Raw genomic sequence first — 19,306 nt, forward strand, 5'->3', positions numbered from 1 at the left:
CTTACCGTCTTGCGGTCGAGCCCGGTCTGCCGCGCGATTGCGCTGATGCCAAGGCCCTGCCGCTTCAATTCAAAGATCATCACGATCTCCCTCAATCCCACCACCTGCGAGCCTTTCCATTGGCCTCTACAGGGGAAGTATGCGCGACCGATGATCAGGGGGGCATGCCCCCCTGATCATCGGCATCGGCGCCAAACTGGGGAATTTTCATCCAGCCGTTTTGGGGAGATTACGTCCAGCACTCACACCCGGGGCTCGGCCTCAATTTTCCCCTGGCGCGCTTTCACGGCCTCCCAGAGGCTGTCATCGACGATGCGCAGCTCCGGCACTTCTGTGGTAATCCAGTCAGACGGATCATTGAGGCGCGAGACACGCTTGCCGGTTTGCGGATCTTTCACGTAGCGAAGCCGGTTCCAGACGAGGCGGCCGATATAGAGTTCATTGTTCAGGAGCCCGGTGCCGCGCGCGCGGTGTCCGCGTATTGCCGTATCCCGCCAGAGTTTGCCGCGGGGGCCGGGAATGGCTTCGTTGTTTAGGCGCCGGGCAATGGCCTTGGGAGAGTGCCCGGTAGCGAACTCCGCGAAGACGCGCCGGATGATGGCGGCCTCGGGTTCATTGATGCGCCGCTCACCGGTCACCGGCAGCCCGTCGGCGCCAAGGCAGCGGATCACGTCGTAGCCATAGCTGTTACCACCGCCCGAGCGCCCGGCTTCGACGCGCCCGCGCAAACCGCGGCGTGTCTTGTCAGCCAAGTCTTTCAGGAAGAGCTGGTTCATGGTGCCCTTGAGGCCCACGTGCAGTTCACCGATCTCTCCCTCGGCCAAGGTGACGATACGCACTCCGGTGAAGGAGAGGCGTTTGTAGATCGCCGCAATGTCGGCCTGATCACGGCTGAGCCGGTCCAGGGCTTCCGACAGAACCACATCGAACTGTCCGTCCTGTGCGGCTTGGAACAGCGCTTGCAGGCCGGGCCGCAGCATGGAAGCGCCGGAGATGGCGCGGTCGGAGAAGTTGTCGGCGACACGCCAGCCTTCGGACGCGGCGCGTTCCCGGCAGAGCCGCAGCTGGTCCTCAATCGACGCCTCGCGCTGCATCTGGCTGGAAAAGCGGGTGTAAATGGCGGCTCGGGTCATTGGCGATTCTCCTTCAGCCGGGCAATCAGGGAGGCGTAGTCGCGTCCTGCCTCGATAGTCTGTGCATGGATGTAGTGCCGTTCGGCTGTTCTGAATCCTTTGTGTCCGAGGACGCCGCGAATGAGGCGCGCACTTTCGGGCGAGCTTCTTGCCAGGGTCGTGGCTGCGGCATCGCGAAAGAAGTGGGGTGGAACCCGAACGCCGGTCATGCGCAGGGTTTGCCGGGCGATGCACCGCCCAATACCTGTATAACGCAAGCCGTTCCCTTTGCGGTTAAGCCAAAGGCTAGAGATGTTGCCTTGGCCGCGCTGCGCCAAAAGGGGGCGGGCTTTGTCTATATAGGCACGCAAAGCTGCCGCAGCCTGAGGAGGAACCTCTGCCTCCCAGGGCTGACCGGTCTTGCTCAAATCTTCCGGAATGGAAACCAGGATGAGATCCTGACCGACAATGAACGAGTTACCGAGTTCCAGGCCTGCGAGCGCGCGCAGGCGTATGGGCATCAAGGCAAGTAGTGAAATCATCGCGCCGTCTCGCATGTCCGTTGCCGCGTAGAGCGAATGATCAAGGCGTGATGCCGAAGATTCGACCAGCTTGAGCCCAGCTTCCAGCAGAACCGCGCTGGAGAGGATGCGGCCGTGCTTGCGGGACTGCAAACCGCGCCCTGCGTGGTACTTGAGGCGCTTGCGCAGCTTGGTTTCCTGGGACCAATCGCGACCCGGGGCCGCGGCCATGGCCACCCGGAGCACACCGTCCACAAGCATCAGGCGCGTCATGTCTGCCAGACGGTCCAACGAGCTCAGCCACTGAACCAACCGTGTGCGGGTCACCCGTTCGACCGGGGCGCAGGCAAGGGTAGACGGCTCGGTTGAGGCAAGCCACTTCAACCACTGCCCGTATCGAAGCGAAAGCGTGTGGCGCGATGTCTTGCGCAGATGGATGAGAGGGCCTTGGCCGTCGAGGGGACCGCAGTCGGCAAAAAGAGCAGCCCACATGGTCTGGTCTGCGGCAGGCCACTGCGGGAGCGGCAGGATGAGACTCATTCAGCACCTCGCTTCAGTCCAGCAACCAGGTCGGCAAACGCACGGGTTGCAGATTTGGCTTCTAACCCAGAGTACATGTTGATGGTGTGACTGAGCTCCGAGTGACCAAGCAGGCGGCGGGCGACTTCGTATCCGCCGGGGTTGGCGTCGAGCCAGTTCATCACGGCGAAGTGGCGAAACAGGTGGGCATTGACTGTGAGCCCGGTTTCCTTGCGGACCCGCCGTGCAATGCGCCCAGCCAGCACTGAAGGTTCAACAGGGTCTTCGCCCGACCGCTGCGGAAAAAGGTAGGGAGTGCCAGCTGGGCACATGTAAGGAACTCTGGATGCAAGGTGGGCATCGAGAAGGCGCACAAGGTCTGGCGGGAGCTCGAATTCGATCGGGCGGCCGGTTTTTGTGTCATCCTCAGAGAGGCTAAGAAAGACACGGCCGTCACCGGGGCGCTGAATATGGCGATCAAATTCCAGACCGGCGAGGTTCTTCACCCGGATGGGGCACACCAGCAGTATGGCGATGGCCAGCGCGTCCTCACGGGCAAGGGCAGTAAGATACGGCTGTCTCTTGCCCGCGGGCCGCTCAAAGACCTGCTCGGGCAGTTGCAGAAGGCGTAGCCTGTGCTTTGGCACTTGCAGCAGACGGAGGCGTTCCCGGTTCTTTGGCGTCATGCCATTCTGCGAGCGGGCAGTCACCTTGGAGGCAAGAATCGTCAATTGTTCGCGCGTTTCCTGAGAAGCGTCGAGGACCTTGGCAAGGTTGCGCAGAAGCGCTGCCACCTCACTGATGCTGCGGGATGTCTTGTTCCCGTTTCTGGCAAGCATCTGCCGCAGGCCGCGTTCGGCAATCGCGGGATCGAGCAGCAAGGCAACACCGGTGATCTCCGAGGCGTCCAGACCCGAGTGCACCAGCTCGGAGGCAAAGTGCATGATCTGGCGGCGGTACTGCTTCAGGGTTGCGGGGCGCAGAGCGCGGCTCCGGCCGCTTTCTGACAGCGGATCTGCATTGCCCAGGCTGGCAATTAGTAAATTGGCATCATCTTTGAACGCAGCCGGGAACGCCTCTTCCGAGATGCGGATTTTCTTTTGGCGGTTGGGCAGTGCAATGGGATTTGCAGGCCAGCCCGGAACCCGGCGGATGGCGAGGTTCCACCCATTGACCGCCGCTCTGTAGCTCTTTTCAGGATCCTTGCTGATCTCGTTGTGTTCGAGGGCACCGCGATAGGCTAGAGCGTGCTGTTCTCTCACCGCGCCAGGGTCAACCGCAATGCGGTTCAGGAAATGCACGAAGCGGACAAGTGCGGTCTGCAGGGTCTTGTCGTCCATTCCACAGACCTGATCCCACAGAAGGCGCCAGGGTTCGCTCAGATCGCCAATGCGGCGATGGCGCCGCTCAAGGATGCCGTGTTCGGCCATCGCCGCCCGGGCATTGCTCACCGCGTTTTGCCAGGTTTTTGGCTTGATGCCGATCAGCGCAGGGCTGACCTTGGAAAGCCGGGGTTGAAGCCACCGGCCGTCGCAAGGAATGTCACTGGGCGGCAGCCCGAGCGCATGTGCGACGCGTTTGAGGCCCGAGATCATGTCGCGTTGGCGGGTGGGGAAAAGCGAGCCCTGTGCGGAGATGCTGTCGATCAGATCCTGGAAGCTGAGTGTACCTGAAGGAACAAACGCGTGATCGAGAGAAATCGCCTTCTGCTGTATCATCGGGATGGCCTCACACCGGTCAAAGTTGGTCTCGGGTGGACAGCTGTGGACAGGCCGCCCGATTCGGGAGAACTCTAGCACAGATAGTTCGAAATTTACGGGCAGGGTGTCTTCCCGATAGGTGGCTAACTTGTTGACTTAAAATGACATATGAGGTCGCTATGCCTGCCAGGAGCAGCGGCGGCGGTAGGCAGTGTGGGCCTCCGGATGAATGCGGATCAGGCGGCCGCCGGGGCCAATCCGGATCACCTCCAGAAGGCCCGCGGAGATGGCACGGCGCACGGTCTTTTCGGACACGTTATCTTCCAACGCGACTTCTTTGACCGTCTTCAGGCGGACGCCTGGATCATTCGCAATTTTTGCTTTCGCGGGCATTGGGATCGGCCTCTTCTTGGCAGCTACCGGTAGCATGCACGTCCTTCGCAGCCGCATCGCCCAGCAGGCGAGCGAGGGAGAGAGCAGCATTGGTGATCTTGTGCAGGTCAGATGCACCTTGCTGCCGTTTGGAGGGCGCACGTGTCATGGGCTGACCATGACCGTGCAGCTAGGACCACGCTAAGTGTATTGATTGCCGAACTCTGGAGGAGCCCAGAATTCTTCCTCTTCGTGGGCGAGCGCATCACGAAAACGGTCAATGTCCCTGCGGATCGTTTCGCCGCTTAGCCCATGGCTCGGGACGGTGATCATCCCGACTACAGTTTGGATGAACTCGATCAGGATGCCCTGCCGCTGGCCACCTCTTCGGCCATCTGAGAATGTCGTGTAGGTCAGCGAATGCCCGGCGTCTTTCCAAGCGTAGCAACAAGTCTCTACGATGTACTGGCGCCGCTTATCGTGTGCCCGGCGTTTATCGCGCGGAGACATATCTGCCGCTGCGCCGGGCGTTCTGCGAAGGCGCTCAAGTGCTGCATGGATGTCCGGCGTGATAGCCTCTGAGTTTTCCAAGGCGGATAGGGCTTGCGGCAGCAAGGTTGCGTCCTCAGGGCTAGCCGCAAAAAATGGCGACAGCTTCTCAAGATCGGCCAGCAGTTCTTGCGGCTTGCAGGCTTCGTTCTTGGACTGGCGGATCAGCTTCCTGAGAAGCTTTCTGCCCTTCTCAATAGCCTGGGTTCTGTTGATCTCGAGTAGATTGATCGCGACGTCGTCGTCGTTGTTGAGGCAATGCCCAAGTTCAATCGAGAGCCGCTCCACCAATTTTTTTGGTAGCGAAAACCTGTCACCCAAGTGGGTCTTCATGTCTGAACTCAGCACTCCGCTCACACCGTAGCTGCCAAGCCGCCAAGCTGTAGAGCATTTAACGCCGTCCATATGCAGGTAGATTGAGTAGTTCTCCGCCTCGTACGCCTTTTCTTCATCGGCTTGTCTCGAGGCTGCGGTTTCGTTCGGCATGGTTCCCCTCACGTTGGCCAAAGCGCGTTGGATGCTCACTTCCCATGAAACCCATCCAAAATGATAACTTCAGGATCTTGCTAGAAATGATGAGATGCAAGGCGACTCAACCCCCAAAACCGTTACACATATAAGTAACAACGAAAGGGGAACGGCTTGAGTGGTGAAGATATTGGAAGCCACGCTGGCCCGAACCGCCTGCGCTATGTGAGGGCTACGGCGCTTCGGGCCAGCTCTCGTTCTGCTTCTGGCAGGATCGGGTGGCAGGGAACAAAGATGCAAATCAATACACTTATACAGCAGAACCGCGAATGCGGAGGTTTCAGGCCGGGACCGGGTTCAACCCGTCTCCGTTGCGCCTGGTTTACACTCGCTGCTTTTCCTCGCGAACGACCTTGAAAAGCGGTGACCACGGCGCGCTCGCCTGCCGGCCTCGAAAGATGAGCTATGGTTCGGGGACCACCCCATCCCGCGCCGACGCGGCTCCTTCTGGCCCGGCGCAGAAACGTGACAACAAAACCCACCGGCCGGTAAAGCTGCCCTCAGGCGGCTTGCTGGATCGGGGACCGCCAAGTTCATACGTGACCAAGGCGGGGCAGGTGAGAAGCCTGCGGGGAAGCGGCTGGCCACCGACAAATGGCATTGCGTGGATACGAGCCAGGAAGCGAAGGGCCTTCCCCTGCAAGCCGGGGGGAAGGAGCGGGGGCCGGGTATTGTCGCGAAAGTTTCAGTGGTTACTCTGCAACGTGTCAAACCGAGTGGTTGGGAGCGGTCTTGCCAGTTTGCGTTTGCACCAGACGTGTTCGAAAGGAGTAGTCACGCTACTGTCCGCAACTGCTTTACTGTAACTGTGGAACGAATCCCGGCTGCAGTCTATGAGGTGGGAAGCCTTGGAGACGTCGCTAAGTTCTTCTGCCAGGTTAAGCGGCCCGGTTTTTTGTTTGATGACCTTGTCTGTGGTGCTCAGCATCGTGCTTGTCAGATCAAGCCCGGAATTTCAATCCTGACATTTGGATTTCAGCGCTTTCACCAAATCTGAAATCTGGGCGCGTTGCACTTCGGAAAGGCTGTAATAGATTCTCATGAGATCTGCAGTTTCTTTTGATTTAGAAATTTCTGGAGCGAGGTGCTTCTTGCCGGAGGCTCTGGTGGGTTCACTCAAGCCTTCAAAAAAAAATGCTACATCCACTCCAAGGGCGACCGCGATCTCCCAAAGACGAGAGACGTAGATTTTGTTCTCACCCGTCTCGTACTTTTGGATTTGCGGAAACTTGACACCTGCTTCAGACGCCAGTTGCGGTTGACCTTTTCCGACAAACCTTCGGCGATGACGGATCTTTCCGCCGATATGAACATCAATTGGATGCGGCATGAAGCGGCCTTTCGAACTATTGTTTCATCAGACGCACCAAGCCTGCGACAGCCCAGGTCCGTACTATGAGAAGATGCCTGACCATGAATTTAGCAGCTAGAACAAATGCGCAGCTGCGGCTGATCACGGATGTCTAGGCAATCGGGTTTTCCCAGGAAGTTGCCTCTGCTTTGTTCCGCGTGAAGGATGTCCGGCGTCTAAAGAAAACTGGGTTGCTGGATCTATTTGAAGCTGATGGATAAGCGGATGGTTCCGGTTCGCCTCTAGTGTGGATTGCTCGGCACACCAACATCTGTCCGAAGATAATAGCGATCCCTGGGCAATACAGGAGAGGGTTCTCTGATTGCCCCTCCGCCCGGCGGAGCATGCCGCCGGGCGGAGGAGGTCATCAGGTGAGAATGATATCGTCCTGAAGCGCAGCTATACCGGTGTTCAAAACTGTCAGTTTGTCGCCGTTGCCGAAGTCGAAGACCACGTTGCCCCCGGTTTCGGTTGCAAAACCCAGAGCTTCGGTAACAGAGGAGTAGCCCATTCCGCTTAGCTGCAGCGTGTCCAATCCGGTCTCGAAGTCCTGCACCGTGTCCTGATGAAACTCTCTCATGAAGACAAAGGTATCAGCGCCATAGCCGCCAGTTAGAACATCATCATTTCTTCCGCCACTCAGAGTGTCCTGACCTTCACCGCCGTTCAGACTGTCGTTTCCCCAGTTCCCGTTCAGGCGGTCGTCTCCGTCCCCGCCAAACAAGGTATCGTTTCCAGCTTCACCGTGCATGGAGTCATTGCCTTTTATCCCCCACATCCGGTTGTCTCCGTTGTTCCCCACCAGCAGGTCGCCATGGGTTGAACCAGCCAGGTTCTCAATTGAGATGTAGGTATCCCCTGCCGCATCGCCGGTGTTGTTCGATGCATCCAGCAGGTTCGCTGTCACCCCGGCGGCAGCGTCCCAATAGGCGGCCTCGTCGGTACCGCTCCCACCGTCAAGGACATCAGCGCCGGCACCTCCAATCAGCCGGTCATCCCCTTCGGCGCCCCAAAGGGTATCGTTTCCGCCGCGCCCGAACAGGTCATCGCGGAGGTCCCCGCCCCAAAGACCATTGGTGGCATCATCACCGCGCAGAGTGTCCATATGTGCCGAGCCAGCAAGGTTCTCGATGGAAACGAAAACATCGCCTGCCGCCTCACCAGTATTGGCAGCAGTGTTGGCTAAATCTACGTAGATCCCTGATGATGCATGCCAGTAGGCGGCCTCATCCCGTCCGGCACCGCCGTCAAGCGTGTCGCTTCCCGCCCCGCCCAGCAGCTTGTCATTGGCTAGGCCGCCATAGAGGAAGTCGTCTCCGTCATCACCGTGCAGCAGGTCTTCCCCGCCATCGCCATGAATGGTGTCGTTGCCTTTGCCGCCAAAAACTGTGTCGTTGCCGTGGATGACGTTTTGGCTGTTGTCCCAGAAGACGTCGTCGCCGTCACCTAGCAGGACGTAATCCTGGCCATTGTCGCCCCAAACTGTGTCGTTCCCGGCACCCGCGTCGATGGTGTCGTATTGGCTGCCGCCGTGGATTTCGTCATTGCCAATCCCGCCGAAGATGGAATCTTCTCCGTCATCGCCGTAGAATACATCGTGGCCGCCGCCTCCATTGATAACGTCATTCCCAGCCCCGCCGTAGACGGTATCGCTGCTGTGCTCATCCTGCTGGTCGTTGTCCCAAAACACATCTCCGCCGGCACCGAGGTCTATGAAATCCCGGCCATTGTCGCCCCAGACAGTGTCGTGGCCATCGCCCGCATCGATGGTGTCATAGTGACGGCCACCATGTATCTCATCATTTTCGGCCCCGCCGATAATTGAATCCTCACCGTCGCCTCCATGTAGAGTGTCATTGCCGACACCCCCATCAATAGTGTCATTGCCGGCCTCCCCCATCATGCTGTCAGCACCATCCAGGTTCAAAAAATACTGCTCAAGGTCAGCTTCTGTAAGAGCATCCGGCGTCGCCTCTCGCCAAATGCGACCTTCCGAAAACCCAGACCTGACATAGTGCTTTGTCACTTCAACAAGATCGTAGCCATAAGCCGCTCTGAGGTCAGCGTAATTCAGCAAGTACTGCAAAGCGTCAAATTCGGTCGCATGGCCATCGTGCTGGCCAAAAACCAGATAATGATACGCAGCCGCAGTCGGGTTGTTACCGTGATAGGCAATGACGTCGTCGTTTGCCGCGAGATAGGAATAGGCATCAAAAGTGATGACGCGGCCTTCGGCCTGGCCATAGTTCGCCCAATGCCAGCGAGCGCTTGCCGCATCGGTTGCAACCAGATCCGGATAAGATGCCAAGTAGCTGTAGGCAACGAGGTCGGAAGCGGCAGAGGACATCGCTGGTGCTACAAAGACTTTTGGGGTAGGGGCAGAACTAATGCCGCCGATCAAAATATCGTTGCCAGAACCGCCATACAAGGTATCTGCACCGGACCCACCTTGGATTTCATCATCGCCGCCGTATGTTTTGATCAGATCATTGCCAGCTGCGCCGCGAACCGTGTCGTTGCCGTCGGCGGTATAGAAAACATTGTCGATTGCGTCGCCAGTCAGGTCGTAGGGATCGGCAAGGCCCATTTCCTCTGCTGCGGTCAGCGTCGCGATCCAGCCTGCGGCCAAGGTCGAATTCGGCGCTGTCGAAATAAGGGTGTTAATCTCCTCAGTATTCTCCAGATAGGTGTGGTAATCCGTGGCAATCTGCAAGTTGGAGTTGATCAGCTGATAGATCTGCTCTTCAGTGAAGAACATGGCCTCTTCGATGCCGAACTGATCCAGGATGTCTTGCTGACCAGTGATCGGAGATACCGAGCCGATCATTTTTTGAGGCTCGTAAGTTGTTACCCAAAAATCCCTTTCCACTTTGACCTGCGGTTCCAGGAACTCTTCCCACGAGACCGTGACAACGCGTTCAACCTTGTCACCATAGTGAATCTTAGTGGGCCTTTGCGCGAGCTCAAAAAACGGCAAAGCTTCTTGCATTGCTGCAACCAAACCATTCCAATCCGTTACCGGTGGAGTGTCCCGCTCTTTGGTGGTGAACTGTGCCTTCAAAGTCCCGTATGCTTGTCTCACCGCCGCATCCAAGAAGGCCGCGAACCGCTGTGAAAAGTCCTGATCGGCCGTCCAGCCGAACGTCAAACCATAAGCGGGATGGTCAGGCATGCCCGGCCCGCGGGTCAGAGTGAAAGACCCGGCACCAGGCTCTTCCATTGCCGCGACCGCGTCCAGAATCCCCTTGTACTTGCCGAAGTTCTGAAACTCATGCAACAGGCGTTCTACCTCGATCGCTTCCAGCGCCCGCACTGCGGTTCTTTGGCCGTCCTGCAGCTGAACATCAGCCAAGTCGTTCACATAGGCATTAACGTAGGTGGCCTGGAAATCGGCAAAGGTTTGGCCACCAGCGCCAGCGTTCTTCAGCGCGCTTTCGTAGTGCCCAAAGGACCACTGCCCCAGTTCATCATAATTGTGGCTCTCGGCCTTCACTGCGTCGATGAAGCCGTTCATGCCCTCAACATAGGTTTCGGCCAGGCTGCGCGATAGTTCCACATTGCCGCCATCATCCTGCCAAGTGTCCAGAACCTTGAAACGGCCGGTCTCCGCGTCGAAACCTATATTCGTCCAGGCCTGCGGATCTTTGTCAAAGAGAAAATCAAAGACTTTTCCAACGAAGAAGCCTGCGATAGCTCCAATGGGGCCAGCAAACGCCGCTGCGACCTCTTTGACAATAACCAGGTAAGCAGTTGTCAGAGTGGATGTAAGGGCGGAGGCTGCCGCACCTTCGGCTGTTTCAAGATCCGGAAGAATCTCATTGATTACCGCATTAACGACCAATGAAACCGGGTTGATTTGGAATTCCGCTGCAGAGAAGTTTTTAACCAGTGCCGCCGACGCATCGGAAAGCGGCAGGCTGTCGATCAGGTTTTGAACGAACTCTGTTCCGATCAGAAGTTCCGCCCCTTCACCCAACAGGGTCGTCAAGCCATTCTGCAATACGGTGCCGGCAATGGCACCGGGAATACCATCAAGTTCAATCGACTCAAAAACTTCAGCCATTATCAGCTGGTTAATCACCGAAATCGTGCTGTCGATGCCGTTAACAATCAGTTCACCACCGAAGTCTTCGAAGCTTATCTCGGTGAGACGGTCAATGACCGTCCCGTTCGTGTCGGCCTCCAGGAAACTGTGATGAATGACACCGCCGAAGGCCTCGCCAAGGTTGCCGAGAACAGTGTCAAGAATGGTATCCACGGCAACGCTTTCTAGAAACCCAGCGTCATCGCCGACTAGAGCCTTGGCCAGGAACGGCGTCAGAGCTTGAGCTGCCTGTTCACCGAGACGCATGCCATCCAGGTCAGCGCTAACAACCTTGCTGCCAACGACTTTCTCTTCACCCGTCGCTGGATTGATGGCGACAGTATCAACCTGTTCGAGTTGTATGCGCTTGCCATCGCGGGTGTATTCGTAGGATTTCCTGACCTCGGTCGTGTCGCTGTTTGCGTCCGCTTCGCTTCTGACAACCGTAACGGTGCCAAAACCACCGTCGACCGATGCGACATAGCCATAAGGTGTTCCGTCGGCGTTGTATTTTACTGATCCGTCACTGTTGCGCACGAAGTCTTGAAAGGTTTCGCCAGGCGTCAATGCGGACAGAACCGAGGTGTTATGCACCCTTATTCCATCGGCGATGTAGGTGTGGGTGCCGGCCACCTCGAAGTTATAGACCTTGTGGGCTGAGGTGCTCAGCCCGGAGTATTCTGCAAATTCCCGAGCAGCTTCAAGTCCGGAGTCAGCTCCAATGGCCTGCATAGCGGCGGACGCGTTAAATGCAGCAATACGGGTCCCTAGCGGGATCACAAAATCAGTCATTCAAATCTCTTTTCGCGCTTATGCGTTTGCCCGAGCGTCCTGAGCGGAGGCCATGAATTTCTCAATGAATGTGCCTGCCGGATGCAGCGGCGAGATGCAGTCGACCACGACGATATTCGTGCCCGAGCGCCAGTCGGCCAGTTCCAGCTTCTTGTTGCCGCTCTCCAGCCGCGCCTTGACCTCATCGGACACGCTGGCCCAGATCACAAAGGCCAGCGGCTGCATGCCCTGCGAGTAGAGCCGGAACTGCTTCAGCAGGATCGCCGGGGACAGCAGGTCCTCGACAGTCTTGATCGGCAGTTCGCGGTGATCCTTGGACATCGACATGAGCCAGACAGCCTGTCCCATCACCGATGCAAAGGTCGGCGCGTCAACGGTGGGGAACTTGCCCTTTTCTTCCGTCATGCCCGCCCCCTCAGTTCAGCACAGGCTTGCGGGTTTTGGCCGCTTTGCGCTGCCGGGCTTCCATCGCCTTGCGCTGCTTGCGGTTCAGCCCCCGGCGCGGCGCCTCAGCCGCCGTCGGCGCATGGGCCACCTCAAGCGGTTCGTTGCGCGGCATGGCCGCAAGGGCGGCATCGGACAGGGGTCGCACCGGGCCGCCGTCCAGGACCGCCGGTGCGGGCAGGCGCGGGCCCTGGCTTTCCCATTCCGCCGCCTTGTAGATGTCCTCCAGCGTGGTGCCGGAACAGGCTAGAACGAAGTCTTCGGGCTTGGGCAGCGTATCGCCGAATTCCCAATGGAACGGCATCGGCTCGCCCTCGCCGACGCGGATCAGCTCGTCATCACCGACAATTCCGCCCCCGGCTTCGATGAGATCGGCCACGGACCATGATTTGCGGCTCTTACCCTCGCCCGCGAGGAAGCGGGTACCGAGGCGGATGCGGCCCTGGTCCTTGGCTTCAACACTGCCATCCGCGCTGCGGGGGCCGGTGACCGCTTTGACAAAACAGTCGCGCGGGTCGCCAACGGGCACGTTGGTGGCGGCGCGGATCAGACTGCCGTCCTGATGCTGGATCACCCCATCATCGCGCAGCACATCGATCAGCGTTTCGAACTTGTACGGCTTCTTGCTGTCGGGGCGGTAGTAGACGTGGCCGGGGGTTACCCGGGTGCCGTGGAAGTCCAACAGGATTTTGGCATCGTTCTGGAACGTGCGCGTGACGCGACCAGGCACAGTCTGGCCAGAATTCTGATCAAACGAAAGCACCCAATCATCAGCTGCGACTTCCTCAATTGGCTTTTGCGAACCATCTGCCATGCTGATCAGTGTGCCCGCCGCAAAGCATTTTTTGTCTTCGTAGATAACATCTATAAGCAGTTCTCTCTGTTCATGCCTCAACGGCAGGCTCAACAAAACTTCACGCGGCAGATTTGCTTCTATGAATTCTTCCAGAGCCACTTCCGTAAGAGCTCCCCCCGCTGAGACAAAAGAAGCAAGCGCTGCGTAAGCGTCTGATCCCATATCCACGAATTCGGCACCTGAATTGCTCATGCGCTCTAGTAGCTCAACAAATTCTTCCGCTCCATCTCCGATATACGGATTCAATTCGTCAAATTGCTGGGAAGCTTTTGTAATTTCGGCCTGAAAAGCTTCCGACAGCTCATTCGTGGCTGATTGGACTGCCTCCATGCTTTCGCCTATGTACCGCACGGCCACAGCTAAATCACTTGACGTATCAGCGAGTTGTCTAGCTTGAAGAAGGGCTGCAAGCGCCGCATCCAGTTTGTCAGGATTTGAAATATTCAGACTTGAATCTGAAATCACCTCTCTTAGGCTGGTAACAGCATCATCTAGGCCATTCAAAACTTGTCGTCGGCTGGCAGATAGACTAGTTTCATGCTCTATTGACGGTTCGGAATAGTTCCATGAAAACACTCCAATGTCAATTTCAGACAAAATATCGGTATCATAAACAGGTTGAATACCAGCTTCTTCCAGCTGAATATTTCTCAATGTGCCGGCCGAATAGTAGAAAAGCGACGAACCCCAAGACGCTGCTGATGAAGCTAAGGATGAAAAGGCCTTGCCAAACTTTCCTGCTGCCAGCACGGTGTTTTCAACGGTCTCAGCTCCACTTCTTAACAAAGCTGAAGCACTAGGGTCGGTCACATAATTTTGATTAATAAAGGAAGCGGCACTCTCTGTGGCATTCTCGACAATAGATCCCGCAGCCTGAGCACCATCGCCTCCATAGCTTAAGACTGCCCCAGCAACAGCAAGAAACTTTTGAGTGTTTGTAGTGCTCGGCACTTCCAATTCGCCATCAATCATTTTAATTGCCCTTGTATTTCGATAAGGTTTGAACTGCTTTCAACATCACCAACCCTGCTCCCCACATGCAAAACACGAACCTCATCCCCCACTGAACACATTCATTGCTCTGTAACCCAGTCGTTGCTTTAAGGTCTCCATACTCCACATCCCCTGGAGTCACTAAAAAAGTTAGAGTCACCAAAATTAACAACAGCGCGATCATTTTATAAGGTGATATGCTAAAGAAATCAGATACCAGAGCAAATAGTACTGAACTGGCGGCAATTATAAACATTCTGGTCGATAGAAATTCGCAAGCACAAGAAGTTGGCACGGCAGAGGGTGCGGATGTATAAATTTTGGATAGAGATAAAACCACAGCGGCGGTAAAAAATAAAATCAGCGGCAGTGATAGGATGCGAATTATTATTTTAAACGGTATAATCACAGCCGCCTCTCTCTGTAGCCGCTCGCTCTAATTCAACTCCACACAGGAATAGAGCAGTCAATCAGTCGATTCTTTTCCAATTGAACGTTGGTGTGCTGCGCTCCAGCAGCGGTGGTCCCGAAAAGCACTGGTCGACTGCTTCTCTAGGTTTGTAGTTGAGGCGTGTCTATAGTGGAGTCCTCTAATTGCGCCGCAAACAGAACACGACGTGTGTCATCTGTGACATCTCAATCCGGCTCGCCCAACTGTCAAGAAAGCGGTCAAAGGTTGCACTGACCAACGCGTGAAGGGCCGTCTCGGGCGTTATGCTGACAAGCATTAACGTTATAGTTGCGGTGTGTCTATTAGAAACAGCCACATCCGGGCCTGCCGCCAGAAGTGCAGCACAAGCAACCGCCTTCCGCCGAGGGCCTCCAGAGCGCGCCGACCCGGAAAGGTCCATCTTCCCTAGTCTTCGGCTGCCCGCCGCTTACCCCCTATCCCCAACGGGATCATAAAGACGACGCGGATAGAACTTCTCAAGCGCCTCATAAACAACAGTCCCGGCGACACAGACGCCCTGCAGGGCGGGCGGCGTTAAGCCCGGATCCCGGCTGGCGGCCAAACCGTACTGTCGCGCAACGCTTCGGATTGGTTTCAGATCGGAGTAGCTGCTTTCATACCGGATCGCATCCAGGCTGTGCCCGGCCTTCAGCATCCGCGCAACCGCATAGTGCCTGATGGTGTAGGATGTCAGCTCTTTCCTGCCCCCTGCCAGCAGGCTGGCCTCCGCCAGGATGCTACGCGCGTCTTTCACGCTGATTGCCAGATCCGGATCAGCCCTGCCGTTTTTGCGTATCACCGGGAAGAGCGCCGTGGCGGGTCCGGAAAACCCGGCAAGACGCCGCAGATAGCTGTTCACCGTGCTCTGACGTCGTTGCGCAGCTTTCGCCGAGAGTGATTCTCTTCGCTAATCAAGAGGGTCTGGCGGGTAGTGTGACCAAGTTTCCACTTGCCCGCAATCGCAAGGCAAACGGATCGGCTTGCAGCAACTCGTTCAGGGTAAGGGAGGGCTACTGATTTGGCTCGACAAGGAAAAGGCTTTAGTTGCGCCGGATGACGGCAGCCGGGTGAGAAGCTCTGCTGAGGTAAGCATTGTCACAACTTTGGACCAGGGAAAATAGTCGGCATTTGCTGTCGCCAGCGCGCCCGGTTGAATGGTAGTTACTTACCTAGAGTGGTGTTTGTTCGGTAAAGGCCAAATCCTGCTCCCGCAACCAGCGTTTCCGACCAAGCCTCCGCAAAAAGCGGGGGCTTTTTCGATTCGGCGCTCCCCAAAAACATCAGACCCGCCAATTCCCCAACAAGTTCAAGCTGATGGCCCCCGGGTGCGTCTGCGTCCGGAACCATCCGCMCCTCTGAAATCAGCGCCCGCAGCGACGCCGTTGCCTCCCGCCGCACCTCTGGCGCGTTCAGGGCGCCAGCAAGATCCTCGATCAGCTCCCGGTACCGCGCCGACAGGCTCGGATGCAGCCGCAGGGCAGGGGGCTCCGGGTTGTCCGTGATGACCGCCTCCAGGCGGGCCTTCTCTCTCTCCAGTTCAGACATCTTGTCCTTCATCGAGGCGGTGTACATGCCGTCCTCAATAGCGGTCAGGATGTTTGAGATCCGGCTCTCCACCTTCTTGAGGGAGCGTTCGGCCTTCTGCCGGTCCTGGCAGGCCCCCGCGGCGGCGTCGTTGAACGCCTTGCGGTATTCCTCCGCGAACTGCGCCAGCAGGTCCGGTGCCAGCAGGCGCTGCTTCAGCCCGGAAAGCACCCGCTCTTCCACTTCTGCCCGGCCGATGGTGGCGCGGTTAGTGCAGACCGCAGCACCCTTGTTGCGGGCGCCTGCGCAGCCGTAGCGCGTCTTGTTGATCAGCGTGTAGCTGGCGCCGCAGCAGGCACAGCGCAAGAGGCCTGACAGCAGATAGGTGGGGCGGCGCGCGCGTTCCAGCTTCGGCCGTTCCCTCAGAACACCCGCCGGGTTCATCGCTTGCCGCACCTCCCCCTGGCGCGTCTTCACCGCCTGCCAGAGCTGATCATCCAGAATACGCAGGCCGGGGACATCCTCCGTGATCCAGTCTTCCGGCGGATTGAGGCGGGACAGCCGTTTCCCGCTGTCGGGGTTGGTGTCGTAGGTCAGCCGGTTCCAGACCAGGCGCCCGATATAGAGCTCATTGTTCAGGATGCCGGAGCCGCGTTTGATGTTCCCGGAGATCGTCGAAGGGTTCCAGGTGCCGGTTCCTTTGCCGCTCTGCGGGGCAGTTACCCCTTCGGCGTTCAGGGCAGCTGCAATCGTGCGGGCGGAAAGCCCGTCTGCGTAATCCCGGAAGATCCGATTGATGACGGCGGCCTCCTCCGGTTCGATCTCCCGGTCTCCGGTGCTGAGCATGCCGTCGGGCAGGATCTCACGCTTCACCCGGTAGCCGTAGGAAATGCCTCCTGCGCTTTTGCCCTTCGCGACGCGCCCCTCCAGCCCGCGCCGTGTCTTCTGGGCCAGGTCCTTGAGGAACATGGTGGACACCAGCCCGCCGACGCCGACCTTCATGTCATCCAGCTCATTCTCCGAAGCCGTGTGGATCTTGACTCCGAAGAAGTTCATGCGCTTCAGCAGGCTTGCGGAATCCGCCATGTCCCGCGAGAGGCGGTTCTGGCTTTCGGCGGCAATGACGTCGATACCGCCGCGTTCTGCGGCCTGGATCAGGCGCTGGTATCCCGGACGGAGGGCATTCTTGCCGCTGAGCGCATGATCCGTGAAAACTTCCGTTACCTGCCACCCCTTCTGTTCACACAGACGGCGGCACAGCCGGATCTGGTCCTCGACCGATGTGTCTTTCTGTTTGTCTGTGGAGTACCGGGCGTAGATGGCAGCGCGGAGACCGGGTGTTGCATTCATGGTTTATTCCTTCGAAGGCGGTTTGCTCCTTTGTGCCGCGATGTCTTCATGAGCAGCCTGGCGGGCAAGGAGCTGGATGATGTGCAGAAGCGGGACCGGGCAGTTGGCCCGGCCGTTTGTCTGAGAAGTGCCGGAGTGACAGGCTGTCCCTCTGGAATTGACATAGCTCTTCTGGTCCCGTGCCATAGGCCGAGGTCTCCCGCCGCTCCCAGGCCGGTGCCCGGGGCGTTTTTTTGATGCTGCTGATCTGGCCGGGAACTGCCCCGGCGGCTGTTGGCTTCATCATATCGGGAGAGGGAGGGCGGCGGACCCCGTGAAAGGGGGGAGATGCCGACCCGGGGCCGGGTTTATGTGGACAACCTGCCGTTTGGGCCGGTTTGCTCGGGGACGGGGCGCTGAGGTGCCCGTCCTTGCGGCTGGACCGGCGGCGTCCGCCGTGCGGGCAACACCTTTCCGGAAGGGAATTATCCGGATTTTTGGCCAACCGGAGCCTGCGCCGCGGAAGTTTGCACATTAGCTTTGTGCAAACCTCGCGGCGGCGCGGCTTGTTTGGCGAACGCATCTACTGGTCCAGGACCTGCTCTGGGCCATTTTTGCGCGGCACGTCACGCAGCCAGGACCGGACCGCCTTGGCATCGAACTCACGCTCACGCACCAAAGCCGCAGCCATGTCCTGCAACAGCCGCTGATGTGGGTACAGCAATGCACGCGCGTGGTCCTCTGCGTAGTCGAGCTTCTCACGGAGGCGTTTGCGGTCGGGTTCTGCCAGCTGCGCCGGATCCTGCGGTCCGAACCAGCCGTTGCCGAAGGTCCCTAAACCCAGTTCAAAATCCATCGCCAGGACCATCCGAGCTGCTTTTCCGAGGTCGGACGTGGCGCTGCCGCCAGCGCCCGCGGACACAGTCCCAAAGATGAGCCGCTCCGCCGCCCGCCCCGCGAGGTGGACGTAGAGCTGACGGTCGAAATCTGACGCCAGACCCGGATTCGGGGGAACATCCCGTTCGATTGTTCCGCCTGCGGCAGCCACCCGGACCTGCGTGNAGCTGCTTTTCCGAGGTCGGACGTGGCGCTGCCGCCAGCGCCCGCGGACACAGTCCCAAAGATGAGCCGCTCCGCCGCCCGCCCCGCGAGGTGGACGTAGAGCTGACGGTCGAAATCTGACGCCAGACCCGGATTCGGGGGAACATCCCGTTCGATTGTTCCGCCTGCGGCAGCCACCCGGACCTGCGTGATCGCCTCTCCGAAGATCCAGGCGGCGATGGCGTGGCCGCATTCATGGACGCAAATGCGATAAAGCAGGCCGTGGTTCTCCTCCAGCTCCCTGACACCGAGATGGCGGCGCAGAAGCTGCAGATCGAGCGGGCAGCCGCTGTGCCGGGCTTCACTGCGAGCAGAGCGCACCGCGGCGTCCACGTCGGCGGCGGTCTTTCCGATACATTCCCGTGCCAGCTGCCGCAGATCCCCCTCAGGGAATGCGTCCTGCAGCCGCTCAGCAAGGAGGTGCTGCAGCATCGCCTTGCTTGGCAGCGGCATCTCGATCTTGATGTCAAACCGCCCGGCTCTCAGCACCGCGGGGTCTAGGTGCTCCGGGTGGTTGCAGGCACCGACGACCATGATCCCTTCCTCCAGGCTGACGCGGTCCATCTGCTCAAGGAACCCGGCGACCACCTGGCGCCTGTAGCTGGCACTGTTGTCGCCGACGCTGTCGCGGGAACCGATCGCGTCAATCTCATCCAAAAAAAGGATACAGGGAACATTCTTCTTCGCTTCATCGAAGCTTTTGCGCATCGCAAGCAGGAGGTTACCCAAGTGACCGTCGGCCTGCCATTCAGCGCAGCTGGTCTCGATGCAATTAACTTCGGCGCTCCCTCCCATTGCCCTGGCCAGATAACTTTTGCCGGTGCCTGGCTTGGGCATTGTTGCAGAAAGGCGTCTTGAGGCGTGACTTCCCCTTTCCCCTTCAGGTTCAGGCCACGCGGACGATCTCGGCGGTGCCGAGGGCATTGAAGCGGTTGATGAGTGCGACGCAGATGTGGATTTCAGCGGTTTGGCTATCTGGGTCTCTCGCGGCGATGCGCTCGCCGAAGGCCTTGAGGCAGCGCATCCTGGCTTCTGCGCGGCTGCGGGTGTGGTATCCCGTCCATCGTTTCCAGAACGCCC

Annotated in this window: 12 protein-coding genes and 3 pseudogenes; all 15 read right to left on the reverse strand. The window is 58.3% G+C overall.

Translation table 11 applies throughout. The features are described 5' to 3' along the window. Positions 1-248: 248 nt before the first annotated feature. Positions 249-1,133: pseudogene (locus A9D60_RS19750) on the reverse strand (recombinase family protein); the annotation flags it as partial. Next, complete coding sequence (locus A9D60_RS19755) at positions 1,130-2,173, reverse strand: tyrosine-type recombinase/integrase (RefSeq protein ID WP_065269184.1); 1,044 nt, start codon at positions 2,171-2,173, stop codon at positions 1,130-1,132. The gene A9D60_RS19755 and the pseudogene A9D60_RS19750, both read right to left, overlap by 4 nt. Continuing rightward, complete coding sequence (locus tag A9D60_RS19760) at positions 2,170-3,870, reverse strand: site-specific integrase (protein ID WP_065269185.1); 1,701 nt, start codon at positions 3,868-3,870, stop codon at positions 2,170-2,172. The genes A9D60_RS19755 and A9D60_RS19760 overlap by 4 nt, the downstream gene beginning before the upstream one ends. Before the next feature lie 159 nt (positions 3,871-4,029). Beyond that, complete coding sequence (locus A9D60_RS27080) at positions 4,030-4,167, reverse strand: hypothetical protein (RefSeq protein WP_254656744.1); 138 nt, start codon at positions 4,165-4,167, stop codon at positions 4,030-4,032. 49 nt (positions 4,168-4,216) lie between these two features. Beyond that, complete coding sequence (locus A9D60_RS26670) at positions 4,217-4,393, reverse strand: hypothetical protein (RefSeq protein ID WP_175392991.1); 177 nt, start codon at positions 4,391-4,393, stop codon at positions 4,217-4,219. A 32-nt stretch (positions 4,394-4,425) separates the two neighbouring features. Continuing rightward, entirely contained in the window at positions 4,426-5,259 is an 834-nt protein-coding gene (locus A9D60_RS19770) for a hypothetical protein (protein ID WP_065269187.1), read from the reverse strand. A 997-nt stretch (positions 5,260-6,256) separates the two neighbouring features. Beyond that, positions 6,257-6,631 (reverse strand): helix-turn-helix domain-containing protein, encoded by a 375-nt coding sequence (locus A9D60_RS19775; RefSeq protein ID WP_065269188.1) that lies wholly within the window; start codon positions 6,629-6,631, stop codon positions 6,257-6,259. 388 nt (positions 6,632-7,019) lie between these two features. Continuing rightward, positions 7,020-11,528, reverse strand: coding sequence for a hypothetical protein (locus A9D60_RS19780; protein WP_065269189.1), 4,509 nt, complete (start codon positions 11,526-11,528; stop codon positions 7,020-7,022). Positions 11,529-11,546: 18 nt separating this feature from the next. Next, on the reverse strand, positions 11,547-11,933 hold the full coding sequence (locus tag A9D60_RS19785) for a toxin-activating lysine-acyltransferase (RefSeq protein ID WP_065269190.1): 387 nt from the start codon (positions 11,931-11,933) through the stop codon (positions 11,547-11,549). A gap of 10 nt (positions 11,934-11,943) precedes the next feature. After that, positions 11,944-13,800, reverse strand: a complete 1,857-nt coding sequence (locus tag A9D60_RS27090; RefSeq protein WP_254656745.1) for a Hint domain-containing protein — start codon at positions 13,798-13,800, stop codon at positions 11,944-11,946. A gap of 1 nt (position 13,801) precedes the next feature. Further along, on the reverse strand, positions 13,802-14,230 hold the full coding sequence (locus A9D60_RS26240) for a hypothetical protein (protein ID WP_141117987.1): 429 nt from the start codon (positions 14,228-14,230) through the stop codon (positions 13,802-13,804). Positions 14,231-14,699: 469 nt separating this feature from the next. Further along, on the reverse strand, positions 14,700-15,026 hold the full coding sequence (locus tag A9D60_RS19800) for a hypothetical protein (protein WP_175392992.1): 327 nt from the start codon (positions 15,024-15,026) through the stop codon (positions 14,700-14,702). A gap of 407 nt (positions 15,027-15,433) precedes the next feature. Continuing rightward, positions 15,434-17,146, reverse strand: coding sequence for a recombinase family protein (locus A9D60_RS19805; RefSeq protein WP_065269193.1), 1,713 nt, complete (start codon positions 17,144-17,146; stop codon positions 15,434-15,436). A 1,041-nt stretch (positions 17,147-18,187) separates the two neighbouring features. Next, a pseudogene (locus A9D60_RS27395) lies at positions 18,188-19,150 on the reverse strand (AAA family ATPase); the annotation flags it as partial. Continuing rightward, positions 19,113-19,306 (reverse strand): annotated as a pseudogene (locus A9D60_RS19820) (IS5/IS1182 family transposase); the annotation flags it as partial. The pseudogenes A9D60_RS27395 and A9D60_RS19820, both read right to left, overlap by 38 nt.

The sequence above is a fragment of the Leisingera sp. JC1 genome (genome assembly GCF_001679925.1).
In the GTDB taxonomy this organism is placed as follows: domain Bacteria; phylum Pseudomonadota; class Alphaproteobacteria; order Rhodobacterales; family Rhodobacteraceae; genus Leisingera.